At 62.5% G+C, this 24,388-nt stretch carries 23 protein-coding genes and 1 riboswitch; of the genes, 13 read left to right on the top strand and 10 right to left on the bottom strand.

Features of this window, described 5'->3' with window-relative positions; translation table 11 throughout:
* Nucleotides 1-178 precede the first annotated feature (178 nt).
* Together thiC and ACP7AD_RS10950 are read right to left on the bottom strand one after the other, a co-directional pair.
* The gene (thiC, locus tag ACP7AD_RS10955) at nt 179-2,095 is read right to left on the bottom strand and encodes a phosphomethylpyrimidine synthase ThiC (protein ID WP_426147063.1); all 1,917 of its coding nucleotides are present in this window, start codon (nt 2,093-2,095) and stop codon (nt 179-181) included.
* Nucleotides 2,096-2,186: 91 nt separating this feature from the next.
* Nucleotides 2,187-2,301: riboswitch (TPP riboswitch) on the bottom strand.
* Nucleotides 2,302-2,362: 61 nt separating this feature from the next.
* Nucleotides 2,363-3,022, bottom strand: coding sequence for a hypothetical protein (locus ACP7AD_RS10950; protein ID WP_426147062.1), 660 nt, complete (start codon nt 3,020-3,022; stop codon nt 2,363-2,365).
* 204 nt (nt 3,023-3,226) lie between these two features.
* Between ACP7AD_RS10950 and ACP7AD_RS10945 the strand changes: the two genes are divergently transcribed.
* Nucleotides 3,227-3,796 carry a Spy/CpxP family protein refolding chaperone gene (locus ACP7AD_RS10945; RefSeq protein ID WP_426147060.1) on the top strand — a complete coding sequence of 190 codons (570 nt, stop codon included), beginning with the start codon at nt 3,227-3,229 and terminating at the stop codon, nt 3,794-3,796.
* On the opposite strand, the gene ACP7AD_RS10940 is transcribed toward ACP7AD_RS10945, so the two are convergent.
* Nucleotides 3,784-4,131 carry a hypothetical protein gene (locus ACP7AD_RS10940; protein ID WP_426147076.1) on the bottom strand — a complete coding sequence of 116 codons (348 nt, stop codon included), beginning with the start codon at nt 4,129-4,131 and terminating at the stop codon, nt 3,784-3,786. The two genes, ACP7AD_RS10945 and ACP7AD_RS10940, sit on opposite strands and share 13 nt — an antisense overlap.
* Between ACP7AD_RS10940 and ACP7AD_RS10935 the strand changes: the two genes are divergently transcribed.
* From ACP7AD_RS10935 to ACP7AD_RS10905, 7 genes are all read left to right on the top strand, one after another.
* Entirely contained in the window at nt 4,064-5,134 is a 1,071-nt protein-coding gene (locus ACP7AD_RS10935) for a flavodoxin family protein (protein WP_426147058.1), read from the top strand. The genes ACP7AD_RS10940 and ACP7AD_RS10935 overlap by 68 nt on opposite strands.
* A 231-nt stretch (nt 5,135-5,365) precedes the next feature.
* Nucleotides 5,366-6,055 carry a hypothetical protein gene (locus ACP7AD_RS10930; protein WP_426166116.1) on the top strand — a complete coding sequence of 230 codons (690 nt, stop codon included), beginning with the start codon at nt 5,366-5,368 and terminating at the stop codon, nt 6,053-6,055.
* Nucleotides 6,056-6,347: 292 nt separating this feature from the next.
* Complete coding sequence (locus ACP7AD_RS10925) at nt 6,348-7,187, top strand: endonuclease/exonuclease/phosphatase family protein (protein WP_426147054.1); 840 nt, start codon at nt 6,348-6,350, stop codon at nt 7,185-7,187.
* A 90-nt stretch (nt 7,188-7,277) separates the two neighbouring features.
* A complete protein-coding gene (gene clsB / locus ACP7AD_RS10920) occupies nt 7,278-8,555 on the top strand; it encodes a cardiolipin synthase ClsB (RefSeq protein WP_426147053.1) in 1,278 nt (425 codons plus the stop codon).
* Nucleotides 8,556-8,562: 7 nt separating this feature from the next.
* Complete coding sequence (locus tag ACP7AD_RS10915) at nt 8,563-9,564, top strand: lysylphosphatidylglycerol synthase transmembrane domain-containing protein (RefSeq protein WP_426147052.1); 1,002 nt, start codon at nt 8,563-8,565, stop codon at nt 9,562-9,564.
* A 72-nt stretch (nt 9,565-9,636) separates the two neighbouring features.
* Nucleotides 9,637-11,013, top strand: coding sequence for a putative DNA modification/repair radical SAM protein (locus ACP7AD_RS10910; RefSeq protein WP_426147050.1), 1,377 nt, complete (start codon nt 9,637-9,639; stop codon nt 11,011-11,013).
* Nucleotides 11,004-11,975: a TIGR03915 family putative DNA repair protein gene (locus ACP7AD_RS10905; protein WP_426147048.1), complete on the top strand. Its 972-nt coding sequence runs from the start codon at nt 11,004-11,006 to the stop codon at nt 11,973-11,975. Before ACP7AD_RS10910 ends, ACP7AD_RS10905 begins: the two co-directional genes overlap by 10 nt.
* Nucleotides 11,976-12,329: 354 nt before the next feature.
* On the opposite strand, the gene ACP7AD_RS10900 is transcribed toward ACP7AD_RS10905, so the two are convergent.
* A complete protein-coding gene (locus tag ACP7AD_RS10900) occupies nt 12,330-13,478 on the bottom strand; it encodes a metallophosphoesterase (RefSeq protein ID WP_426147046.1) in 1,149 nt (382 codons plus the stop codon).
* Between the two features lie 246 nt (nt 13,479-13,724).
* On the opposite strand from ACP7AD_RS10900, the gene minC reads away from it, so the two are divergent.
* The 3 genes from minC to minE all read left to right on the top strand — a co-directional run bounded on the left by minC (nt 13,725) and on the right by minE (nt 15,668).
* On the top strand, nt 13,725-14,474 hold the full coding sequence (gene minC / locus ACP7AD_RS10895) for a septum site-determining protein MinC (RefSeq protein ID WP_426147044.1): 750 nt from the start codon (nt 13,725-13,727) through the stop codon (nt 14,472-14,474).
* Nucleotides 14,475-14,585: 111 nt separating this feature from the next.
* Nucleotides 14,586-15,401 (top strand): septum site-determining protein MinD, encoded by an 816-nt coding sequence (minD, locus tag ACP7AD_RS10890; protein WP_426147043.1) that lies wholly within the window; start codon nt 14,586-14,588, stop codon nt 15,399-15,401.
* Nucleotides 15,402-15,407: 6 nt separating this feature from the next.
* Nucleotides 15,408-15,668 (top strand): cell division topological specificity factor MinE, encoded by a 261-nt coding sequence (minE, locus tag ACP7AD_RS10885; protein WP_426147041.1) that lies wholly within the window; start codon nt 15,408-15,410, stop codon nt 15,666-15,668.
* 66 nt (nt 15,669-15,734) lie between these two features.
* On the opposite strand, the gene ACP7AD_RS10880 is transcribed toward minE, so the two are convergent.
* Both ACP7AD_RS10880 and ACP7AD_RS10875 read right to left on the bottom strand, forming a co-directional pair.
* Entirely contained in the window at nt 15,735-16,310 is a 576-nt protein-coding gene (locus tag ACP7AD_RS10880; protein WP_426147040.1) for an NnrU family protein, read from the bottom strand.
* Nucleotides 16,311-16,424: 114 nt separating this feature from the next.
* Nucleotides 16,425-16,658, bottom strand: a complete 234-nt coding sequence (locus ACP7AD_RS10875) for a hypothetical protein (RefSeq protein ID WP_426147038.1) — start codon at nt 16,656-16,658, stop codon at nt 16,425-16,427.
* A 362-nt stretch (nt 16,659-17,020) separates the two neighbouring features.
* On the opposite strand from ACP7AD_RS10875, the gene ACP7AD_RS10870 reads away from it, so the two are divergent.
* Together ACP7AD_RS10870 and ACP7AD_RS10865 are read left to right on the top strand one after the other, a co-directional pair.
* A complete protein-coding gene (locus ACP7AD_RS10870) occupies nt 17,021-18,166 on the top strand; it encodes a mechanosensitive ion channel family protein (RefSeq protein ID WP_426147036.1) in 1,146 nt (381 codons plus the stop codon).
* A gap of 78 nt (nt 18,167-18,244) precedes the next feature.
* Nucleotides 18,245-18,889, top strand: a complete 645-nt coding sequence (locus tag ACP7AD_RS10865) for a hypothetical protein (protein ID WP_426147034.1) — start codon at nt 18,245-18,247, stop codon at nt 18,887-18,889.
* 41 nt (nt 18,890-18,930) lie between these two features.
* On the opposite strand, the gene ACP7AD_RS10860 is transcribed toward ACP7AD_RS10865, so the two are convergent.
* From ACP7AD_RS10860 to gyrB, 4 genes are all read right to left on the bottom strand, one after another.
* On the bottom strand, nt 18,931-19,764 hold the full coding sequence (locus tag ACP7AD_RS10860; protein WP_426147032.1) for a DUF3883 domain-containing protein: 834 nt from the start codon (nt 19,762-19,764) through the stop codon (nt 18,931-18,933).
* A gap of 51 nt (nt 19,765-19,815) precedes the next feature.
* The gene (locus ACP7AD_RS10855) at nt 19,816-20,913 is read right to left on the bottom strand and encodes a 3-deoxy-7-phosphoheptulonate synthase (RefSeq protein WP_426147030.1); all 1,098 of its coding nucleotides are present in this window, start codon (nt 20,911-20,913) and stop codon (nt 19,816-19,818) included.
* Between the two features lie 84 nt (nt 20,914-20,997).
* Nucleotides 20,998-21,609 (bottom strand): 3'-5' exonuclease, encoded by a 612-nt coding sequence (locus ACP7AD_RS10850; RefSeq protein WP_426147028.1) that lies wholly within the window; start codon nt 21,607-21,609, stop codon nt 20,998-21,000.
* A gap of 68 nt (nt 21,610-21,677) precedes the next feature.
* On the bottom strand, nt 21,678-24,302 hold the full coding sequence (gene gyrB / locus ACP7AD_RS10845) for a DNA topoisomerase (ATP-hydrolyzing) subunit B (RefSeq protein ID WP_426147027.1): 2,625 nt from the start codon (nt 24,300-24,302) through the stop codon (nt 21,678-21,680).
* Nucleotides 24,303-24,388: the final 86 nt, after the last annotated feature.

Below are 24,388 nucleotides of genomic sequence, written 5' to 3'. Positions count from 1 at the left end.
TGCCTGAAATACCGGTTTTTCTGAATCACGATAGGAACTTAGCTTAGCTGTCGATAAGCTCTGGTTCCTAAGCCCCTTTTTTAATAGCATATGCAAGCGACTCCTGATTCGGTTTGGGGAGGCCCCCATCCCTGCCTTCCCCCAGAGGGGGAAGGAGTCAAACGGGAACCAGGTCGATTCAGGAATAAATCTCGCTGCCGCCCTTGCGAAATTCCTCGGCTTTTTCCGCAAAGCCGCTGCTGATCTGCTGGATGGCAATCACGCCCGGCGCCTTCGCCAAGGTCGTCGTTGAGGGGTTCAGCCGCGCAAACTCGCGCACTTCCTGCGAAATTTTCATCGAGCAGAACTTCGGCCCGCACATCGAGCAGAAATGCGCCACCTTGGCGTTTTCCTTGGGCAGGGTTTCGTCGTGGTAGGCCATCGCCGTGTCGGGGTCGATCGCCAGGCGGAACTGGTCTTCCCAGCGGAACTCGAAGCGCGCCTTGCTGACCGCGTTGTCCCACATCTGCGCGCCCGGGTAGCCCTTGGCCAAGTCGCCCGCATGCGCGGCGATCTTGTAGGCGATCAGGCCCTGCTTCACGTCGTCGCGATTCGGCAGGCCCAGATGCTCTTTCGGCGTCACGTAGCACAGCATCGCCGTGCCGTACCAGCCGATATTGGCCGCGCCCATGGCGGACGAAATATGGTCGTAGCCGGGCGAGATGTCGGTGATCAAGGGGCCAAGCGTGTAGAACGGCGCTTCAAAGCAGGCTTCGAGCTGCTTCTCGACGTTTTCCTTGACCAGTTGCAGCGGCACATGGCCGGGGCCTTCGATCATCACCTGCACGTCGTGCTTCCACGCGATTTGCGTGAGTTCACCCAGCGTGTGCAGCTCGGCGAACTGCGCTTCGTCGTTCGCGTCGGCAATTGAGCCGGGGCGCAGGCCGTCGCCCAATGAGAAGCACACGTCGTAGGCCTTCATGATTTCGCAGATGTCCTCGAAATGCTCGTACAGAAAGCTTTCCTTGTGGTGCGACAGGCACCACTTGGCCATGATGGAGCCGCCGCGCGAGACGATGCCCGTGAGCCGGTTGGCCGTCAGCGGCACATAGGCCAGGCGCACACCGGCATGGATGGTGAAGTAGTCCACGCCCTGCTCGGCCTGCTCGATCAGCGTGTCGCGGAAGATTTCCCAGGTCAGGTCCTCGGCCTTGCCGTTGACCTTTTCCAGCGCCTGGTAAATCGGCACCGTGCCAATCGGCACCGGCGAGTTGCGCAAAATCCATTCGCGGGTTTCGTGGATGTTCTCGCCGGTCGAGAGGTCCATCACGGTGTCGGCGCCCCAGCGGATCGACCAGGCCAGCTTGTCCACTTCTTCTTCGATGCTCGACGTGACGGCCGAGTTGCCGATGTTGGCGTTGACCTTGATCAGGAAGTTGCGGCCGATGATCATCGGCTCGGTTTCGGGGTGGTTGATGTTGTTTGGAATCACGGCGCGGCCGCGCGCCACTTCGTCGCGAACGAATTCGGCGGTGATGTCCTTGGGAATCGACGCGCCGAACGAATGGCCGGTCTTGGGCATGCGCTCGGTCGCCAGGCGTTCGGCCAGTTGGGCGCGCACCAGGTTCTCGCGGATGGCGATGTATTCCATCTCCGGCGTGATGATGCCTTTGCGCGCGTAATGCATCTGCGAGACATTGGCACCCACCCTGGCGCGGCGCGGCACCGGCGCGTGGGCCATGCGCAGTGCAGCCAGCGAAGGGTCGTTCAGGCGTTCGCGGCCATAGGCGCTGCTGATGCCGGGCAGGACGTCGGTGTCTCCGCGCTCGGCTATCCAGGCGGCGCGCAATGCAGACAGGCCGCGCGTGATGTCGATCGCCACCGTCGGGTCGGTGTACACGCCTGACGAATCAAACAGGCGCAGCGGCGGATTGGCCTCGCGGCGGGTCTCGCTGCCTTCGGCCACCAGCGTGTCCGTCAGGCTGACCTCGCGAAACGGCACGCGGATGTCGGGGCGCGAGCCTTCGATGTAGATCTTGCGCGAGCCCGGAAAAGGCGTGCGCGTGATGCGGCGAGTCAGGTCCGCTGCGTTGACGGAAAGAGGGGTTTTGGCCATGGCTGTCTCCAGAAAAAGGTGGTGTGCCTGCCTGGGGAGCCGGAGCTGTCGCCGTCAAAAAACCTTCTCTACGAGGAATGACGGATTTCCGGAGCCAAAGTGCCTTGTTTCCTACGCGGGGATGATCCCGATCAGGTTCAGCGGGTCTCGCAAATTTGCGATCTCAGCCCCGGATGTGAACATCCCGGGCACCCCGACAAGCTGCAAACATTGTAAGCACTCACGGGCTGGCCGGGCAATATCCCTGTGCGGAAAGGGACGCCGTTGTCAGCCGAATCGGCTGGGCTGGCCGACCAGCTTTTTTGCCAGTTCGTCGAGCAGCCGGTTCGTGACCTGCGCGGCCGGATAACGGGTGGTGAGCACGCCGAAGCCGCCCACGTTGGTCACGCGAAAGGCGATGCAGCCGGTGTCATGGTCGGGCGTCAGCGTGATGAAGGCGTGCGCTTCGGTCTGGTAGTCGAACACATAGGCTAAAAGCTTGCTGGTTTCGGGATGGCGCTGCTCCTTGCGCTCGTGGGCGATCTGGCCGACCGACAGGCGCTCGGTCACCCGCGCCAGGTCGGGCGGAAAGTTCACGCTGACGGTGTGGGTGGCGACCGGCCCGGTGGCGGGCAACAAATCCCAGCCAACGCCGATGTAATCGCACACTTCGGCATTGCGCAGCATCTTGCGGCGCGCGTCACAGCGGAAATTGCGCTGCGCCAGCGCCGCGAAAGGGGCAAAAGGCGCCTTGCCGTCCAGGCTGTAAACCACTGGCGCCGGCGGCTTGATCACATTGAGCTGGGCGCACAAATCCTGCAGATACACCAGCGCCGTTCGGCAGGCCTGCTCGCAGGCTTGGGTAGAGGCCATGAGGTCACGCTGCGCGCCGAGTTCCAGGCCTTGCAACGCATTGGCCCGACTTTTCAGTTCCGATAAAAAACTCATGGCCAGCCCGGTTCCTGTTACGTTTGGAGGCCAAAGCATATCCCAGGCAGGCTGTAAAAAACCGGTGGTTGCCACACGGATTTCACCCAACTTTACAAACCATCACAACGGCGCAATGGCGGCGATACACAGGCGCGCCAGACTTGCATCCAAGCTGTCGCCAATTCCTGGTGCCAGACCTTTTTCACCCAAAGGGAAGCTTTTATGAAATTCGCACTCCAATCACTGAACGGCCTGGTCCTTGCCAGCCTGCTGGCCACCGCCGGCGTGAACGCCATCGCGCAAGGCACCGACGCGGCCCCGGCCGCGCTGCAACCCGGCACGTCGGCACCGGCAGCCCAGAACGCCATGCCGCATCACGGCGAACACACGATGGGCCGCCACGACTCCGCCAAAATGCAGGCCTGGATGGCCAAGCGCCAGGCCGAACTGAAAGCCAGGCTCAAGATCACGCCAGCCCAGGAAGGCGCCTGGACCACCTTCACCGCCTCGATGCAGCCGCCGGCCCGCATGATGAGCGGCGAACGTCCCATGGCCGCGCAGCGCGCCGAACTCGACAAGCTGACCACGCCCGAGCGCATCGACAAAATGAAGGCGCTGCGCACCCAGCGCATGGCTGAAATGAATGCCGAGATGGACAAGCGCGGCGACGCCACCAAGGCTTTTTACGCCGCGCTGAGCCTTGAACAGCAAAAGACCTTTGATGCCGAGCACCGCAAAATGGGTGACAGCGAAGGCCTAGGCCACCACGGCGGCATGCACTACAAGGGCTGACCGACAGCTTTTCGGTTGCGCGTATTTGCCAAGCCGGCGTCTTGAAAAAACCTGCACGGCTGCGCTTTTGCGCGCGGTGGTGCGGGTCTCTTCATGTCCGCAAGAAATAGCGGCCACTCCTTTTTTAATAGCTGACAACAACCACAGTTATTGCGTAATAGCCGCTCACCATGCATTTTTTCCCAATTCATCGGAAAAATCCTAAGGCGTTGTAAGACAAAATCCAGACCTGGCGCTGGCAGCGCCCGGCGTGCATAAACTGGTGCAATGACTGAAGTACGCAAAGGCCAGGCGCCAGCCCCGTTGTCGCGCAGCGCGTTCCATGAACGCTTCATGCAATCTTTCATGGACCCGGCATTTCGCGCTGAAGACGAAGCCATCACGCGCGTCGAAGCTCTTGCCTGGGATGCCTACCAGGAAGGCCGCAAGGAGCCACTGACAGACAAAGCTGGCCCGGGCTACGCCGATCCAGACTACGACCTGTCATCGGAGTGGCGGGCGACGCGCGAAAAGATTGAAACCGCGCAGGCCGCTTGGCACAAACCGGCCACGCGTTCACGCGTGCTGCTCATCTGTGGTTCGTCGCGCAACGACGGCTCCTGCCCTGGCGAAATCTCCAAGACCTTTCGCATGGTGAAGTGGGCCGAAGAAACACTCAAGGAGTCGCAGCTGGAGGTCGATGTGCTCGACTTAAGTCTGCTGACGTCAAGCTATCACCTCAACATCCATCCGTGCAAGGGCTGTGTGTCCACCGCCATGCCGCTGTGCCACTGGCCGTGCAGCTGCTACCCCAACCATGCGCTGGGGCAGACCAGCGACTGGATGGCCGATATTTATGAGCGCTGGACCGCCGCGCATGCCGTGATCATCGTCACGCCGGTGTACTGGTACCAGTCGCCCAGCCCGCTCAAGCTGATGATCGACCGGCTGGTCTGCGCCGACGGCGGCAACCCGGACCCAAGCTCGACGCATGGCAAAAAACCGGCAGAGGCCAAGGCGCTGGAACTCCAGGGATGGGACTACCCCAAGCACCTGGCCGGCCGGGTTTACGGCTTGGTGGTGCATGGCGACGTGGCCGGCATTGAAGGCTCGCGGCGTGGCCTGTCGGACTGGCTGGATTGGATGGGGCTGGTGGACGCCGGCAGCAAGTCGCGGCTCGACCGGTTTGTTGGTTATTACGAGCCCTATGCCACCAGCCATGACACATTGGACGTTGACACCGCCATGCAGGAAGAAGTTAAGAATGTTGCACGCGCCATAGGCCGAGCAGTTGCTGAATTGCGCGACGGGACACTTTCACGGCCCGACAAATCATTGATAGCACCCCGGCCTAAATAAACACCGCTTGCCGGCAAGCCTAGTTGCATACTGAGTATTTGGTGACCAGACCAGTCAGCGAGCGTCATATGGAGTGTTTGATCGTGCCGGGTATGGCCAAAGTTCGACAAAAAGGTATTTCAAGCCTTTCCCTGGACCCACTCGGCACCCTACTCAATTGGGAATGACTTTAAAAATTAGCTGGATAACTCGTTTCATCGCGTATTGGTGGTGGATTGACTATTAGGAGTCATGCCAGAGTTGGTTGCAGGGTTGGTCGCACTGTTGCGTTCGGTGCTTTTTGAATCCATGCCAGATTTGCCTTTCATGGAAGAACTTTGCGATTTGTCTGCTTTCTTTTCAGAATTTTTCATACTGGATTCGCGGGTCTTGCCGGCGGTTCCAGAAGCATCATGGTCACTGGCCATGCCGCCAGATTTGGCCATGCCACTGCGCGGTTTAGCGGTACCGGTAGCAGGAGGATTGCTGGAACTCATGGGCGTTCCAGAAGCGTCATTAGGGCTATTCGTAACCGAGCCCGCCATGCCCGCAGGGGTTCCACCGCTAGCGCTCGGCATTGCAGGCTTGCGTGCGGCATTGCCTGATGCGGAAGGGTTTTCAGCACTCAAAGGCTTTCCAGAAGCATCATTGGAACTATTCGTGCCCGAGCCGGCCATTCCTGAGGTAGAGCCTGCAGCCGTTCCACCGGTTTGCGCCTGGGCCACACCCCCAAGCAACAACGAAACTGCCACTGCAGCAGTCATGGAGATCGATTTCAAAAACAATTTTTTCGACATGCTATTTCCCTTACCCCGCAGGGTTGTTAAACATTACGCTCGACGCGTCGCATGCATCAAGAGCTGTCTCGAATTTAAGGTTGCTCGCCTGCCTTTTTCATCGAAAGAAAACAGGACTCCATGTAGGACGTATGGCTTTCAATAACAACAAACCAGCGCTGCCAACTGTTGGCTGCATTTCAATTCACTCCTAGTTGGGTGATGAAACAAGCACAATGCCGATGGCCGATGCCGACGATTGAATCGCCGCAGCAAGCTTTCCAGAAAACCATTCAGCCCGCAGTCAGTTAGGTTTGCCTGTCATGCCAGCTGCCGGATTGAAGAGATGTGGCGCTGGCTGGACAGGCTTAAATAAGTTACTGTCCTACAGATCCTCCAACCCTGCAGACAAACAATCACCAGGGCTTTTCGTGCCTTTTTCCGGTTCTTCACTTCCTATGCAGCCTTTCATTCCCGACCCGTCCCTGCCTGCATCGCCTAGCGCACCCGCCGACAAGGCTGCTGACCAAGTCGATTCCGAAGTCAGCGCGCCTTGTTCGTTCAAGGTGCTGACGGTCAACATCCACAAGGGGTTCACCTTTTTCAACCGCAAGTTCATCTTGTCCGAACTGCGCGACGCGGTGCGCACGGTAGGCGCGGACGTGGTGTTTTTGCAGGAAGTCGCCGGCAGCCATCTCAAGCATGCCGAAAAGTTCGACAACTACACCGACGAGCCACATTACGAATACTTGGCCGACAGCATCTGGGAACAGTTTGCCTATGGCCGCAACGCGGTCTACACCAACGGCCACCACGGCAACGCGGTGATGTCGAAGTTTCCGATTGTCAAGTTTGAAAACCGCGACATCTCCATCAGCGGCCCCGAGCGGCGCGGCATGTTGCATTGCGAACTGCAGGTGCCCGGCCAGAGCCGCAATGTGCACGCCATCTGCGTGCACCTGGGACTGGTCGAAACCCACCGCACCCAGCAGATCAAGCTGCTGTGCGACATGGTGCGCAAGGAAATCCCGGCGCGCTCGCCCGTCGTGGTGGCTGGCGACTTCAACGACTGGCGCCGCCGCGCCCATGCGCAGATGGCCAAGGGCGCGAACATGCACGAGGTTTTCGTGCAGGCCAACGGCCACGCGGCGCGCACCTTTCCGGCCCGGCTGCCGCTGCTGCAGCTCGACCGCATCTATGTGCGCAATGCGGTCGGCCATTCGCCCATCGTGCTGCCCAGCCATCCGTGGTCGCACCTGTCGGACCATGCGCCGCTGGCGGCCGAAATCAGGCTGTAAAAGCGCAGACCCAATGGCACGCCCCGGCACGACACGACAAGGTTCCCTGGAGCGCGCCCAGGCCTGCAAAGCAGGCCGCGCGGGGTCGTCATGACGCGCTGGGTCAGCGGCAACTCGTTTCACTTGCTGGAAAACGGCGAAGAATTTTTTCCGCGCGTGTTCGAGTGCATTGCAGCAGCCCGGCGCGAGGTGATGCTGGAAACCTTCATCCTGTTCGAAGACAAGGTCGGGCTGGCGCTGCATGCGGCGCTGCTGCAAGCGGCTTCGCGTGGCGCGCAGATCGACATCACGATTGACGGCTTCGGCTCGCCCGACCTGTCGCCCGCCTTCATCTCCGCCCTGCTGCAGGCCGGCGTGCGCGTGCATGTGTTCGATCCCGCGCCCCGGCTCTGGGGCTGGCGCACCAACCTGTTTCGCCGCATGCACCGCAAGATCGTGGTCGTCGATGGCGAGCGGGCCTTTGTCGGCGGCATCAACTACTCCGCCGACCACCTGGCTGACTTCGGCCCCGAGGCCAAGCAGGACTACTCGGTGGAGATCGTGGGGCCGCTGGTTGCGCAGATTCACGCGTTTGTGCACGATGCGCTGGCCGCCGGTCAGCGCAATGCGTCCCAAACCATGGCCGGCCACCTGCGCGAGCGCTTGGCCGATCGCGCCTACCGGCTGGCCGAGGGCTGGCGCACCCCATCAGCGCCAGCGGGCGACGCCGCCGCCATTTTTGTCACCCGCGACAACCGCCAACACACCACCGACATCGAGCGGCATTACCGCATCGCCATCCGCGCCGCCCGGCACCGCGTGGTGATTGCCAACGCCTACTTTTTTCCGGGCTACCGGCTGCTCAAGGAAATGCGCTGGGCCGCCCGGCGCGGCGTCGAGGTCAGGCTGATCCTGCAGGGCGAGCCCGACATGGCGATTGTCAAGACCGCCGCCAACATGCTGTACCACCACCTGCTGTCGGCCGGCGTGCAGATCTTCGAATATTGCGAGCGGCCGCTGCACGGCAAGGTTGCGGTGTCGGACGATGCCTGGTCCACGGTCGGTTCAAGCAACCTGGACCCGCTCAGCCTGTCGCTGAACCTGGAGGCCAACGTGATCATCAAGGACCGCGCCTTCAACCAGCTCCTAGGCGCGCGGCTCGACGACCTGGTGCAAAACAATTGCAGGCAGATCCATGCAGATGATCTATTGGAATCGAACTGGTGGCGCGTGTTGCGCAGCTTTTTTGTCTTTCACCTGCTCAGCCGCTTTCCGGCCTGGGCCGGCTGGCTGCCGGCGCATGCGCCGCGCCTGATGCTGGCCACGGCGCCCACCGACGCGGCCGAAACCGCCGGCACCGACCAGGTCAGCCAGGCCGACGCGGTGTGAGGCGCCCATGAGCGACAGCCTGCGGTCTTCAGCGCCCCCGGGCGGGCCGCAAGGCGTGCGGCGCAAGCTCGCCGACCGGGCTTGGTGGCCGTGGCTGCGGCGCGCCGCCTCGACCCTTTTTTTCGCGCTGGTCGCCTGGCTGCTGGTGTCGCAGGCGCACAGCATCGAATGGGGCAGGGTGCTGTCCTCGCTGCGAAACTATCCGCTGTCCGCGTCTTGGGGCGCGGTGGCGCTGGCCGCCGCCAGCTACGGGCTTTACAGCTGCTTTGACCTGCTGGGGCGCCATTACACGGGCCACACGCTACGCGCCTCCACCGTGATGCAGCTGACCTTCGTCAGCTATGCCTTCAACCTCAACCTCGGCTCGGTGGTAGGCGGCATCGCTTTTCGCTACCGGCTGTATTCGCGGCTCGGGCTGGCGCTGGGCACCATCACCCGCGTCATGTCGATCAGCATGCTGGCCAACTGGATCGGCTACCTGCTGCTCGCCGGGCTGGTGTTCAGCCTGCAGCCGCCAGCCTTGCCGCCCGGCTGGAAAATCGACGCTTTCCAGCTGCGCCTGATCGGCTTCGCGCTGCTGGCTTTGGCACTGGCCTACCTGGGCGCCTGCGCCTTTTCCAGCCAGCGCAGCTTCAGCCTGCGCGGCCATGACATCGAGCTGCCTTCGCTCAGGCTGGCCGGGCTGCAAATGGCCATGGGCGCGGCCAACTGGCTGCTGATGTCGGGCATCGTGTTCATCCTGCTGCAGCAGCGCATCGATTTTTTCAACGTCGCCAGCGTGCTGCTGCTGGCGGCGATTGCCGGCGTGATCACCCACATCCCCGGCAACCTGGGCGTGCTCGAGGCAGTATTTGTCGCACTGCTGTCGCACCGCATGGCGCAGCATGAGCTGCTGGCCGGCCTGGTGGCCTACCGCGTGGTGTATTTCCTGGCGCCGCTGCTGGTGGCTGCGGTGGTTTACCTGATGATGGAAACCCGGGCCAAAAAAGCAATCCAGACCCCTGCCTGAAAGACCGGCCAGCATTGCGGTCATTGCGCCAGCCCGGGAACCCGGCCGGCCGAATCACTGTACATTATTACAGTGCTTCAATATACCCTTCAACACAAACTGGCCATCCTGGCCGACGCCGCCAAATACGATGCGTCGTGCGCCTCCAGCGGCACCGGCAAGCGCAACTCCGTCGGCGGACGCGGCATTGGCTCGACCGAAGGCAGCGGCATCTGCCACAGCTACGCGCCCGACGGCCGCTGCATCTCGCTGCTGAAGATTTTGCTGACCAATTTCTGCACCTATGACTGCCTGTACTGCGTCAACCGGGTCAGCAGCAACGTTCCCCGGGCGCGCTTCACCGTGGACGAAGTGGTCGGCCTGACGCTTGACTTTTACCGCCGCAACTGCATAGAAGGCCTGTTCCTGTCCAGCGGCATCATCCAGAACCCCGACTACACCATGGAGCAGGTGGTCGAGGTGGCGCGCGCGCTGCGTGAAGACCACGACTTTCGCGGCTACATCCACCTCAAGACGATTCCTGACGCTTCGCCCGAACTGCTGGCGCGCGCCGGGCTGTACGCCGACCGCCTGAGCATCAACATCGAGCTGCCCACGCAAGCCGGCCTGCAGGCGCTGGCGCCCGAAAAGGACGGCCCCGCGATACAGCGGTCGATGGCGCGGCTGCGCGGTCACATCGACGACGCCCGGGGCGCCGCGCAGGACCAGTCGCGCAGCGCCATCATCTCGCTGCCGCAGTCGCGCAGGGCCGGGCGCAGCGCCGCGCCGCTTTTTGCGCCGGCCGGCCAGAGCACGCAGATGATCGTCGGCGCCGATGCGACCGATGACCGCACCATCCTGAGCGCCAGCGCAGCGCTGTACGGCGACTTCAGGATGCGGCGGGTGTACTACTCGGCCTTCAGTCCGATTCCGGATGCGTCGGCGCGCCTGCCCCTGAAACCGCCGCCGCTGATGCGCGAGCACCGGCTGTACCAGGCCGACTGGCTGATCCGGTTCTACGGCTTCACCCATGACGAGATCGTGCCTGATGCGGCCGCTTCAGCCAGCGGCATGCTGTCGCTCGACATCGACCCCAAGCTCGCCTGGGCGCTGGCGCACCGGGCACAGTTTCCGGTGGACATCAACCGCGCGCCGCGCGAAATGCTGCTGCGCGTTCCCGGCCTGGGCGTCAAGGCGGTGGTGCGCATCCTGCAGGCGCGGCGGGTGCGCGATGTGCGCGCCGACGACCTGCGGCGGCTGCATGTGCCGTTGAAAAAAGTCTGGCCTTTCGTGCTGCTGCCCGACCACCATCCCGGCGCCACGCTGGACGCCGCCAGCCTGGCCGCGAGCCTCCAGCCCGCGCCGATGCAGGCCGGCCTGTTCGACGAACCGGAGGCCGCTGAACCCCTGGCGGCGCTGCCGTCACCCCCCGCCTTGAAAGACCCGGAAGGGCAGGCCGCATGGGCCTAGAAAATGACCGGCAGACCAGCGAGTTGTTCCCGCACGCGCTGGGACCGGTGATGCTGCGCGGCCCCGCCGACCTGGACGGCTTTCGCCAAGCGGCGCGCAGCCTGCTGGCCCGGCAGGTACCGCCCGGACAGGTGTCCTGGCACACCGCCGGCGCGCCCGTACAGGACCTGTTCTCCGCGCCAGGCAATGCGGCGGCGGACCATGCCGAAGCCTTCAGCGGCGCACCGGCCGTGAAAGTGCCGGCCGAATTCATGGCGCTGTGCGAAAGCGTCGTGCTGCACCGCGACCCGAACCGCTTCGGCCTGCTCTACCGTATTTTCTGGCGCCTGGCGCACGAGCCCGGCCTGCGGCACGACCCGCTCGACCCAGACCGGATCCAGGCCGGGCACATGGCCCAGGCGGTACGGCGCGACCTGCACAAAATGAAGGCCTTCGTGCGTTTCCGCTCGGTGCAGGACGAGCGCTTCCGGGCGCATCCCGAGGACGGTCCGCTGCATGTCGCCTGGTTCGAGCCCGAACACCACATCGTCGAAGCCGTGGCGCCGTTCTTTGCGCGCCGCTTCACGCAGATGCGCTGGGCCATCCTCACGCCCGCCTGCAGCGTCGAATGGGACTGCGTCAGCCGCCACGGCCCGGTGGCCACGGCGGGCCAGCTGCGTTTTGGCCCCGGCGCGAAAAAAAGCGATGCGCCGCCCGCCGATGCCGGCGAACAGCTCTGGCTCACCTATTACCGACACACCTTCAATCCGGCGCGCCTGAAGCTCAAGGCGATGCAAAAGGAAATGCCGCGCAAATACTGGCGCAACCTGCCCGAAGCCGACTTGATCGGTCCGCTGGCTGCCATGGCGAACGAGCGCACGGAGCGCATGGTCACGCAACCGCCCACCGTCACCCGGCGCCGCCTGACCGCCGGCAGGACGACACAGCCCGCAACGCCTGAACCGCATAATTTTGATAGCTAAACACGCCCACCGGTATTGCGCTGTCGCCTTGTTTGGCTTGCAGTCTGGTGGCTATTAACGCTGCTGATTTGATCGCTGCGTTGTTTGTTGATGGCCTTTGGCTTGGTGGGTTCTTCTTTGGTTTAAGGGGTGAGCGCCTGCCCGCCGGGCAGGCGCTCCAAACTTAAAACCCAAGAAAAGCAAGCAAAAGCGAACGCAACCCTGCGCGTAACCCAAGCAAGGGCAACACCAAGAACCGATAAAGCCGTAGGCCTGCGACAAGGGCAGGTAGTTACAAAATCTGGTGGCTTTGCGTGGCATGGCTGGCCGGGGTGCAGGCCCAGCCAGCAGGTCCAAGAAGCGCCAGCCAACAATTCAAGCCGCCACCAGCCGCAAGCAGGTAATTTCCGAAGGCGAGCCAAACCGGTTCGGCGGCCCCCAGTAGCCCGTTCCCCGGCTGGTGTACACCCACAGCGTTCCCCAGCGGTGCAGGCCCGCCGTGAACGGCTGCTGAAACCGCACGAACAGGTTCCACGGATAGAACTGTCCGCCATGGGTATGCCCCGACAGCTGAAGGTCAAACCCGGCTTCAGCCGCCGCAGCCGCACTGCGCGGCTGGTGCGCCAGCAGCACGCGCACCGCCTCAAGCGGCGCACCCGCCAGCGCGCGCACCGGGTCGCTGCGGTGCGCCGGGTCAAACTGCCCTGCATTGAAATCGGTCACACCGGCCAGCACCAGCGGCCTCGCGGTCTCGCCTGCAGCAGCAATCACCACATGCTCATTGAGCAGCACCGTCAGCCCCAGGCGCCGCAGCTCGTCGATCCAGGCAGGGGCGCCCGAATAGTATTCATGGTTGCCGGTCACGAAAAACGTGCCGTGGCGCGAACGCAAGTCGGCCAGCGGCGCCACCTGCGCGGCCAGCTCGTTCACCCGGCCATCGACCAGGTCGCCGGTGATCGCCACCACATCAGCTTCCAGCGTATTGACCCGGTCCACGATGCGGCGCAGATAGCGCTGCCGGATGGTCGGCCCGACATGCACATCGCTGATCTGCGCCACGGTGAAGCCCTGCCAGGCCAGCGGCAGCGCGGCAATCGGCACATCGACCCGCACCACCGTCGCCGTGCGCCGGGCGTTCAGGAATCCCAGCAGCGCCGACAGGCCGCCCAGCAAGGGCACGGCCTGCGCCGAAAGCGTTCGCCAGGGCGCCAGTTCCAGCCCGCCCGGCGCCAGGAAATCCGCCGCCCACAGCAGGCTTAGGGCCGCGTCGCGCAGCAGCGTCAGCACCATCAGCGTCGAGAACAGGCCCATGCACAGCAGGCCGGCCCAGCCCAGCCGGTTGGCCAGCGGCGGGCGCGCGATGCGCCGGGCCATCAGCCCCAGGGGAATCAGCAGCGCGGAAGCCAGCAGCACAGCGGCCAGCACAAGCCGGGCCGACGCAAATGGCGCCAGATCGGGAATCAGGCGCAGGGCGACGTAACCATGAAGCGCGGCGCTCAGTCCGGCCAGCGTTAGAAAGTTCATCAAGTTCCGGGATAATGACCGTTTTTGTTTTCAACGTTTCCAGATGGGCGCAATCTGCATGCATTCAATGCTTGAGGCGGTTCAGACGCCGGGTCATCTCCCCGCAGCGTTTCACACGCTAACAAATGCCGCTTCCCGACGCCGGGAAGGCCGGGCTTCCTGCGCTACCCTCTGGTTTCCAGCCAGCATGGGCGCCGCCGCGCCATCGGGGTCTGCTTTCCTTTGTTCACCAAGCCTTGCCCGCCCATGACTGTCGCCACGCCCACCACCTTTGAAATCAAGAGCGCCAATTTTCCGCTGGTCGCGCTGCTACTCAAGTCCGCCGACCTGGCGGCGCTGGCGCGCGAGATGACGCTGCGCTTTGGCGACATTCCCGATTTTTTCGACCAGGATGCGCTGGTCATCGACCTGTCGCCGCTGCAAGGCCAGGGCGCGGCCGACATCGACTTTCCCGCGCTGCTGGGCCTGCTCGGCAGCTACCGGCTGGTGCCCATTGCCGTCAAGGGCGGCAACCCGGCGCAAATGGCCGCCGCCCGGCAGGCCGGACTGGTGCCCGGCAACGATACGCATTTGCTCACGCCCCGGCCAGCGGCGGCATCGGCCGAACAACCGCAGGAGCCGCAGGAGCCGCAGCAAGTGCATGCGGCGCCGCTGGGCGCGCTGGTCATCGACAAGCCGCTGCGTTCCGGCCAGCAGGTCTATGCCCGGGGCCGCGACCTGGTCGTGCTGGCCATGGTCAATGCCGGCGCCGAAGTGATTGCCGACGGCCACATCCATGTCTATGCGCCGCTGCGCGGCCGGGCCATTGCCGGCGCGCGCGGTAACACCGAGGCGCGCATCTTTGCGCTGGCGCTGGAAGCCGAACTGCTGTCGATTGCCGGCATCTACCGCACCAGCGAAAACCCGCTCCCGCCCGAAGTCGCCGGCCGCCCGACGCAAGTGCGGCTGGTCAATGACCAGGAAGGCGAAAAACTGGTCATGACGGCGATGAGCTAAAAATGGCGCATTTGCTTACATATCCGATGAGGTTTGATGCATGATGTCTTTATGACGTCCTGCCAGCCTGACCTAAACAACGCGTTACCGATTCAATAAGGACTTTTTCGAATGGCAAAAATCATTGTGGTCACCTCCGGCAAGGGCGGTGTCGGCAAGACCACCACCAGCGCCAGCTTTGCAACCGGCCTGGCCCTGCGCGGCCATAAAACCGCCGTGATCGACTTTGACGTCGGCCTGCGCAACCTGGACCTGATCATGGGCTGCGAGCGCCGTGTGGTGTATGACCTGATCAACGTGATCCAGGGCGAAGCCACGCTCAACCAGGCGCTGATCAAGGACAAGCAGGTCCCCGAACTGTTCGTGCTGGCCGCCTCGCAAACCCGCGACAAGGATGCACTCAACACCGAAGGCGTGAAAAAAATCCTCGACGACCTGGCCGCGATGGACTTCGAATACATCGTCTGCGACTCGCCCGCCGGCATCGAGACCGGCGCGCTGATGGCCATGCATTTTGCCGACGAAGCGCTGGTCGTGACCAACCCCGAAGTCTCTTCGGTACGCGACTCCGACCGCATCCTGGGCATGCTGTCGAGCAAGACGCAACGCGCCATCGACGGCGGCGAGCCGATCAAGGAGCATTTGCTCATCACTCGCTACAACCCCAGCCGCGTCGACCAGGGCCAGATGCTGTCGCTCGAAGACATCCAGGACATCTTGCGCATCAAGCTGATCGGCGTGATTCCCGAATCCGAAGTCGTGCTGCAGGCGTCCAACCAGGGCGTGCCAGCGGTACACATGCAGGGCAGCGACGTGTCCGAAGCCTACAAGGACGTGATCGATCGCTTTCTCGGCCAAGACAAGCCGATGCGCTTCATCGATGCCCAAAAACCCGGTTTCTTCAAACGCCTGTTTGGAGGAAAGTAAAAAGCCATGGCCTCATTTTTCTCCTTCTTCCTCGGCGAAAAGAAAAAAACAGCGAACGTCGCCAAGGAGCGGCTGCAGATCATCCTGTCGCATGAACGCTCCGGGCGCACCAGTTATGAGCCCGACTATTTGCCTGCACTGCAACGCGACCTGATTGCCGTGATCGCCAAATACATCAAGATCAATCCGGACGACATCAAGCTCAACCTGGAACGACAGGAAAACCTCGATGTGCTGGAAGTCAAGATCGAGCTGCCCGACAAGTAAGCGCGCCTTCCTGCGTTGTGCGTCCAAACGGGCCCGGCGGCGTGGCACATCGCGCTGCAAGGCCGGCTACATCGGCCGGATGCCGATCAGCAGGCCGTGCGCCCAGAAGGCAAACGCCGCCCAGGCCGCAAGGCCCGCCAGCACAGTGATGACGGTGCCTGAAACAGTGCCGGCCGGGTACAGGGTTCGGGCCACGCGGTCGCGCATGCGGGCCGAAAAAAAGCTCAGCACCGCCCACACCAGAAAGCTGCCAAACAGCACCACGTGGCCCCGGTTGCCGTTGGCCAGCAAATGCGCTACGGCCCAGAACGCCACGCCCAGCGCCATCGGATGGTGCACCCGCGCCTTGATGCGGTTGCGCGGGACATAGGCGGCAGCTAAAAGCACAAAGGCCACGGCGGTCAGCAGCCAAGCCACATGGCGCATGAAATACGGCGCCGGCCACCACTGGACCGGCTGCTGACGCGCCAGACTGAAGCCCCAGATGATCAGCCCCAAGCCGATCAGCGACACCAGCGAATAAGCGGTTTTCCAGGTTCCGGCGCCCAGGCGCCTGATCATGGCGGAACGCCAGCCTTCGGAAACGATGCGCGTGGAGTGCGCACCCAGGAAAAGAATCAAACCCACGATCAGCATGCCCATATGTCGCCTCCACCCGGAAATAAGTGGGTTGATTATGGGCGGCGCTTTGGCCCGTGCGAGCCGTGCAGGGCGAGCAAGCTGAAGACGGGTTGAAAAAAGCCCCGGGCCTGGCGGCTAATGCCCGCCCGAGCTTCCTCCACTGTTTCCCCGGCGTGACTGCGTCTGGTTGCTGCTGCCGATGTGCGACTCCCGGTCATTGCGGCTTTGGGGGGTTCGCCGGCCTTCGTTCTTTTGCGTGGGCTCGTGGGCGCCGGTCTTGTTGGTGTCGTTTTCAACCTTGCCGCCGTGGCCCTGGCCGCTTTCCTCATCTAGGGGCTGGTTGTCATTCTGGGTCTGTTTCTTGGTCATGCGCATCCTTCTGGAGTGTGGAGGGATCAGGACTTTTCAATCCCTTCCCGGTTCGGCCGCGTGGGCCGATGGCCGCATTTTGCGCGCCCGGCGCAAACATGCGGTGTCAGACAACAGCGCCATCCACTGCGCATAAACGGGGAGCGCAAGCCATGCCGTTGTCGTGCACTTCCAAAATGCTATGTTTTCAATAGCTATTTGCGCTTACGCAGCGTGCGCAAAAGGCATATTTATTCATAATTTTTTCAATTTCCAGCGTCCTGACGGCGGCAAGGCCTGAAGCGTGAACCAGGCGGGCCATCGGTCAGCCGGCCAATTCCGCTGTTTTTCCGAGTTACTGCCCTTTGGTTAAGCTGCATTGGATGAATGACTTTCTTGACTGGTTTCAAACCGCCGATATTTTCTCCCTGTCACTTGTCAGCCTGTCACTGGCCATTGCCGCCACGCTGGTTTCCTACCTGCTGATGCGCATCGCCTTGCGATTTGCCGTGGGACGCATGAAAAGAATCGCCGAGCAGACCACCAACCGCATTGACGACACGGTGGTCGAGGTGCTTGGCGGCAGCAACCGCTGGCTGATGCTGCTGGCCGCGCTGCTCATCGGCCTGGGCATGCTCGACCTGAACGACCGCTGGAACGCGCGCGTCGGCCAGCTCTGGTTTGTGGCCGTGGCCCTGCAGCTCGGGCTGTGGCTCACGCGGGCGATCAGCATCGGCCTGCGCCGCTACCAGGAGCGCCACTCGACCGACGGCATGACGCAGGCAGGCGCCTCCGCCACGCTGATGTCATGGGCGCTGCGCACCGTGCTGTGGACCGTGGTGCTGCTGGCCGTGCTGTCCAACGTCGGCGTGAACATCACCGCTTTTGTCGCCAGCCTGGGCGTGGGCGGCATCGCGGTGGCGCTGGCGGTGCAGAACATCCTGGGCGATTTGTTCGCCTCGCTGTCGATCGCGGTGGACAAGCCTTTTGAGGTCGGCGACTTCATCGGCATCGACAGCTTTGTCGGCACGGTGCAGTTCATCGGCCTGAAAACCACGCGCATCCGCAGCCTGAACGGCGAGCAGATCATCATCAGCAACACCGACCTGCTCAAGCAGGTGGTGAAAAACTACAAGCGCATGGAAGAGCGGCGCATCGTCTTCAAGTTCGGCGTGACCTACCGCACCACGCCAGAGCAGGCCGAGGCGATTCCGGAAATTGTCAAGCGGCTGGTCGAAGCCATCGACACGCTGCGTTTTGATCGCGCGCATCTCCTGGGTTTTGGCGACAGCTCGCTCGATTACGAAGTGGTCTATATCGTCAAGAAACCAAGCTACAACGCCTACATGGACGCCCAGCAGACGCTGAACCTGCAACTCATGCGCGAGCTGGCCGCACTGGGCGTCGATTTCGCCTTTCCGACGCGCACGGTGTACTTGGCGCCGGGGAGCGACGCCGGTGCAACGGCAAGCGAGGAGGCCGCAAATTCGGATGCGTCGCATGCGCTGGTGCGGCCAGTGCTCAACTGATAATCAGCTGGTTGGTTGCGGGCGATCCCGCAAGGCGGGCCATCCGGCTTGCTCTTAAAAAACACAAGGAACGATGGCATGGGACTGATGGACCGGGACTACATGCATGACAAATCCCGGCGTTCACGGCCGTTCAGCCCCCCGCCCGAGCGGTTTACGTGGGGCACCTTGGGTATGGTGCTTGTCTTTGTGGCGCTGCTGTTGTTTTTCTACAAGGTAGCCGAATGGAAACTCAATGGCCGACCAGCACCGCAGCCTGTTGCCGAGTCGGCACCCCAGCCAGCCCGGCCTTCAATCCCGGCGCCAAGGCCAACCCCTCCAATGCAGCCCGCCTACCCCAGCCCCTCCAACGCGGCAGCGGGCATTTCCCAAGTGACCAAGTGCGTGACGAACGGCCGCACCAACTACGGCGACGCCGCGTGCCCGCAAGGATCGGTCAGCAGCCAGGTCACCACGCGGGACAATCACAACCTGATGGCGGCCATCCGGCCAACAGCCGCCAGCCCAGCTGAAGCAACACCAACGACCCAACACATCGTTGAGGTACAAACCCGTTCCATCAGCGATGCAGCAGCCAAAAAAACGGAATGCGATTGGCTCGATTCACAAATCAAGCATTGGGATTCCATGGCGCGCCAGCCGCAAGGCGCGCAGACGCAGGACTGGATCAGCGTGCAGCGCAAGCAGGCGCGCGACCGGCAGTTTCGGATTCATTGCCGGTAAGCCTTCACCAAGCCACTGTCAGATTTTCCAATTCAAGCTCGCTAACCAAAACTGGCTCGGTAGATCACAGGGTCCAAAAGACAATGCTGATCAAGTGCCCCGGGAAGATCAAACAGGCGAGGAGATTTTCTGAATTCAAACAAACGGTAAAGATGAAACTGGTCCTTGGCTCCTTCAGACAGTGCCAGTTCACCCCGTGAAACAAAAAATGGCGTGTCGCGTCCAAAGGTCGTTGTCTTGACTTCGATGAGCCGCTCCTTGCCATCGGATTCAAATGAAAGAACGTCGTAGCCCAGGCCGTCGCCTTTCGATACGGAAACATGCTCAACCCTGTCGGCGAGTCGATGTTGACCCATCGCGACAAGGCGCCAATGCTCGAATTGAACGACAAATTCCTCCCCCGCCAAGCCGAGCGACCTGTTTTGCGCTTCGCGTTCCAGGTAGTCGCGCTTTACAGCCCTGAAAAGCAAGGAATTGACGGATTCATTGACCTGGTGCTGTTTTTTCGGTGCTTCTGACTTCACTTTCGCAAAGTCGGTCTGCACTGGTACGACCGCAGGCTGTTGCACAGCGGCGAGCGCAGCTTGGTCCAAGGTCGGTTTGCCGCGCACCTGCTCCTCTGCGACGATGCCCAGAAGCGCTTGATAATTTGAGCGTCGTTGATAACCCCGAATGGATGGAAACCCAAGATCAATCATGGCCGCGCTGATATTGCAGTGCTTGAACTCTATCGAAGCGTCAGAACGCCCATTGAGCTTGCCTTGCAGCCAGCGCCGATGCTGGGTCTTGTTGAAGCTCTGTCCAGCCAGTTCCATCGTCAGCATGTGCAGATAGTCCGCGACGATGGCCTCGACTTCTTCCCGTGACCAATCCATTGAAGCGCCCTGACCCTGTTTTTAATATGCACAAAACGGCGCCGTATCGACTCACACCAAACGCCGCGCCCGCACCGCCGCCGCCAGCTTCTCCAGCACCGGCACGGTTTGCGCAAAACTGATGCAGGCGTCGGTCACCGACACGCCGTGCTGCAAGGGCTGGCCAGCGACGATGTCCTGCCGGCCTTCGTTCAGGTGGCTTTCGATCATCAGGCCCATGATGCGGTGGTCGCCCGCCGCCACCTGACTGGCCACGTCGGCCGCGACCTCGATCTGGCGCTGGTGCTGCTTGCTGCTGTTGGCGTGCGACACGTCGATCATCACCTGCTCGCGCAGGCAGGCGGCCTTGAGCTGCGCGCAGGTGGCATCGACATCGGCTTTCGCGTAATTGGTCTGCTTGCCGCCACGCAGAATCACGTGGCAGTCGTCGTTGCCCCGGGTCTCGAAAATTGCCGCCTGGCCCATCTTCGTCATGCCCATGAAGGCGTGCGGCGCCTGCGCCGCCTGGAGGGCGTCGGCCGCCACCTTCACGCCGCCGTCGGTGCCGTTCTTGAAGCCGACCGGGCACGAGAGGCCGCTGGCAAGCTGGCGGTGGCTCTGGCTTTCGGTGGTGCGCGCGCCAATCGCGCCCCAGCTCACCAGGTCGCTAATGAACTGCGGGCTCAGCAGGTCGAGGAATTCGGTGCCTACCGGCATGCCGAGCGCCAGCACGTCGAGCAGCAGCTGGCGCGCCATTTCCAGCCCTTCGTTGATGGCAAAGCTGCCGTCCAGGCGCGGGTCGTTGATGTAGCCCTTCCAGCCCACGGTGGTTCGCGGCTTTTCGAAATACACGCGCATCACGATCAGCAGCTCGTCCTGGAGCGCTTCGGCTTGGGCCTTGAGTTGGCGCGCGTAGTCCATGGCTTGACCATGGTCGTGGATGGAGCACGGTCCGACCACGACCACCAGCCGGTCATCAAGGCCGTGCAGCACGCTGGAGATCGCGGCGCGGCTGCTTGCCACCAGCGCCTGCGCGCTGTCGGGCGCGGGCAGCCATTCCTGCAGCAGCGCCGGTGTGATCAGCGGGCGCACCGCGCCAATGCGCAGGTCGTCGATGCGGGTGTTGTCCTGGGTGGAAAGCGGCGTGGCAGTGCGGGCGTGGGTGTTCATGGTAAAAATTTAAGTTTTTTAGGGCTTTTGCGCATATTGGACGGGCGCACACAGCTATTAAATCAATAGCGTTTTAAAAAGTGTTTACGTGCTTGCATGCCTGGCCATGAGCGCGCCAACAGCCGATTTGGCACAGCGTTGCAAGGCCATCAGCAGGGCATTGTCGGGTTGGCGCACGCCGTGGCGGGTGCGCAGGTCGTGCTGGATCTGGCCGAGCAGGCCGGCGGCCATTTCGGCATCGGCCAGCGCCCGGTGCGCCTGGCCGGTGCGCGGCAGGCGGTGGTAATCGACCAGCGAGCCCAGCTTGTGGTTCGGTGCCTGTGGATAAAGCCGGCGCGACAGCAGCAGCGTGCAGATGAAGGGCTGCGGCGCGGCCAGCCCGCCAAGGGCCAGTTCTGCCTGCCAGAACTTGCGGTCGAACGCGGCGTTGTGCGCCACCAGCGGCACATCGCCGACAAAGCGGCTGGCCTCGCGCATGACCTGCGCCGCATCGGGCGCGCCAGCCACCATGGCATTGGTGATGCCGGTCAGCTGGGTGATGAAGGCCGGAATGCGAACGCCGGCATTCATCAGGCTCTGGAAACGGTCCACCACGCGGCCGCCATCGAGCAGCACGATCGCCACTTCAGTGGCGCGGTCGCCGCAGCCGGGCGAAATGCCGGTGGTTTCAAAGTCAATGACCGCAGTGATGCTCATGGAAAGCTCGTGAAAAAGGCAGGCGCCCGCCAGCGGAAGCGGGCGCTTGCTGCACCCCTCTTTCGCCTTCAGGTATCGATGTTCCCCGCGCGCAAGGCGTTTTGCTCGATGAACTCGCGGCGCGGCTCGACCTCGTCGCCCATCAGCATGGTGAAGACGCGGTCGGCTTCGATGGCGTCATCAATCTGCACCTTGAGCAGGCGGCGCACTTTCGGGTCAAGCGTGGTTTCCCAGAGCTGGGAAGGGTTCATCTCGCCCAGGCCCTTGTAGCGCTGGCGGGCCGTGCCGTTTTCAGCCTGGCCGATCAGCCAGCGCATGGCCTGGCGGAAATCGCTGATTTTTTCTTCCTTGCGCCGCTCGCCCTCGCCGCGCATGACCTTGGCGCCGCTGCCAATCAGACCCCGAAACGCAGAGGCGGCTTCGGCCAGCGTGGCGTAATCGGCCCCGACCACGAAGTCTTGCGTCAGTACGGTGCTTTTGACATTGCCGTGGTGGCGGCGGCTGATGCGCAGGATCGGCTTGTCGGAGCGTACGTCAAACTCACCCGCCACTTCGGCCGGTGCACCGGTCGTGTTCAGTTCGCGCAGCTTGGCCTGCAGAAGCGCGGCGGACGCTTCGGCGTCAGCAACCGTGTCCAGGTTCAGCGACACGCCATCGGCAATGGCGCGCAGCGCTTCGGCGTCCATGAAACTCATCAGGCGGTTGATCACTGACTCGGCGCGCTGGTGCTTGCGCGCCAGCTCGGCCAGGTCTTCGCCCGTCAGCACGGCGCTGTCGTCGGCGCTGGTTTGCACCGACGCATCTTTCAGCGCAATGCGCAGCAAGAAGCCGTCGAGCGCGGCGGTGTCCTTCAGGTATTGCTCTTCCTTGCCGGCCTTGACCTTGTACAGCGGCGGCTGGGCGATGTAGATGTGACCGCGCTCGATCAGCTCGGGCATCTGGCGGTAGAAAAAGGTCAGCAGCAGTGTGCGGATGTGCGCGCCGTCCACGTCGGCGTCGGTCATGATGATGATGCGGTGGTAGCGAAGCTTGGCAACGTTGAAGTCGTCGGTGCCGGGCGTTCCGCCCACACCGCCGCCCTTGCCGATACCGGTGCCTAAGGCAGTGATCAGGATCAGGATTTCATTGCTGGTCAGCAGCTTTTCATAGCGCGCTTTTTCGACGTTCAGGATCTTGCCCTTGAGCGGCAGAATCGCCTGGAACTTGCGGTCGCGGCCCTGCTTGGCCGAGCCGCCGGCGGAGTCGCCCTCGACCAGGTAGATTTCGCACATCGCCGGGTCTTTTTCCTGGCAGTCAGCCAGTTTGCCGGGCAGGCCCATGCCGTCGAGCACGCCTTTTCGGCGCGTCATGTCGCGCGCCTTGCGGGCGGCTTCTCTAGCCCGGGCGGCCTCGATGATCTTGCCGACGATGATCTTGGCGTCGTTCGGGCGCTCCTGCAGGTAGTCGTGCAGCAGCTTGCTGACGATGTCCTCGACCGGGCCGCGCACTTCGCTCGACACCAGCTTGTCCTTGGTCTGGCTGGAGAATTTCGGCTCGGGCACCTTCACGCTCAGCACGCAGCACAGGCCTTCGCGCATGTCGTCGCCGGTGACCTCGACCTTGGCTTTTTTCGCCAGTTCGCTGTCGTCGATGTACTTGTTGATGACGCGCGTCATCGCGGCGCGCAGGCCGGTCAGGTGGGTGCCGCCGTCACGCTGCGGAATGTTGTTGGTAAAGCAGAGAACCTGCTCGCTGTAGCCGCTGTTCCACTGCATCGCCACTTCGACGCCGATGTTGGTGCCCTGGTCGCTCTGGCGGTCGCCCATCGCGGCAAAAACGTTCGGATGCAGGACGGTTTTTCCCTTATTGATGAAAGCGACAAACCCCTTGACACCGTTGGCGCCGGCGAAGTCGTCTTCCTTGCCGGTGCGCTCGTCCTTCAGGCGAATGCGCACGCCGTTGTTCAGGAAACTCAGCTCGCGCAGGCGCTTGCTCAGGATTTCGTAATGGAAATCGTTGTTTTCCTTGAAGATGTCGGTGTCGGGCAGAAAGTGAACTTCGGTGCCGCGCTTGTCGGTCGGCCCCATCACCTTCATCGGCGACACCTCGACGCCGCCCACCGACTCGGTGATGCGGTTTTGCACAAAGCCGCGCGAGAACTCCATGACATGGACCTTGCCGTCGCGGCGGATCGTCAGCCGCAGCATTTTGGAAAGCGCATTGACGCAACTCACGCCCACGCCGTGCAGACCGCCCGACACTTTGTAGCTGTTCTGGTTGAACTTGCCGCCGGCATGCAGTTCGGTCAGCGAAATCTCGGCCGCCGAACGCTTGGGTTCGTGCTTGTCATCCATCTTGATGCCGGTCGGAATGCCGCGCCCGTTGTCCACGACGCTGACCGAGTTGTCGGTGTGGATGGTCACCAGGATGTCATCGCAGTGCCCGGCGAGGGACTCGTCGATGGAGTTGTCCACCACCTCGAACACCAGATGGTGCAGGCCGGTGCCGTCCGACGTGTCGCCGATGTACATGCCGGGCCGCTTGCGCACGGCCTCCAGCCCTTCGAGGATCTGGATCGAGCCTTCGCCGTAGGCTTCGGACGCGCCGGCCTGGTTGGTGTCGATCTTGGGCTGGAAATTGGAGCTTCCTTCGCCCGCCGACCCGTCCGAGACGTGGACTTGATCGGCTTCGTTCAGTTTGTTTTCTTCAGTCATGGCCAGCTGTTCCCAATTTCTTCAATCTCTTGAATGACCAAACCCGCGAAGCTGCGCGGGTCTGTCTTTCGCTTCAGGCGTTTTGC

The organism is Polaromonas sp. DSP2-3-2b2 (assembly GCF_049895905.1).
Lineage (GTDB): Bacteria > Pseudomonadota > Gammaproteobacteria > Burkholderiales > Burkholderiaceae_C > Polaromonas.
This window is presented reverse-complemented; position numbering and strand designations above follow the sequence as displayed.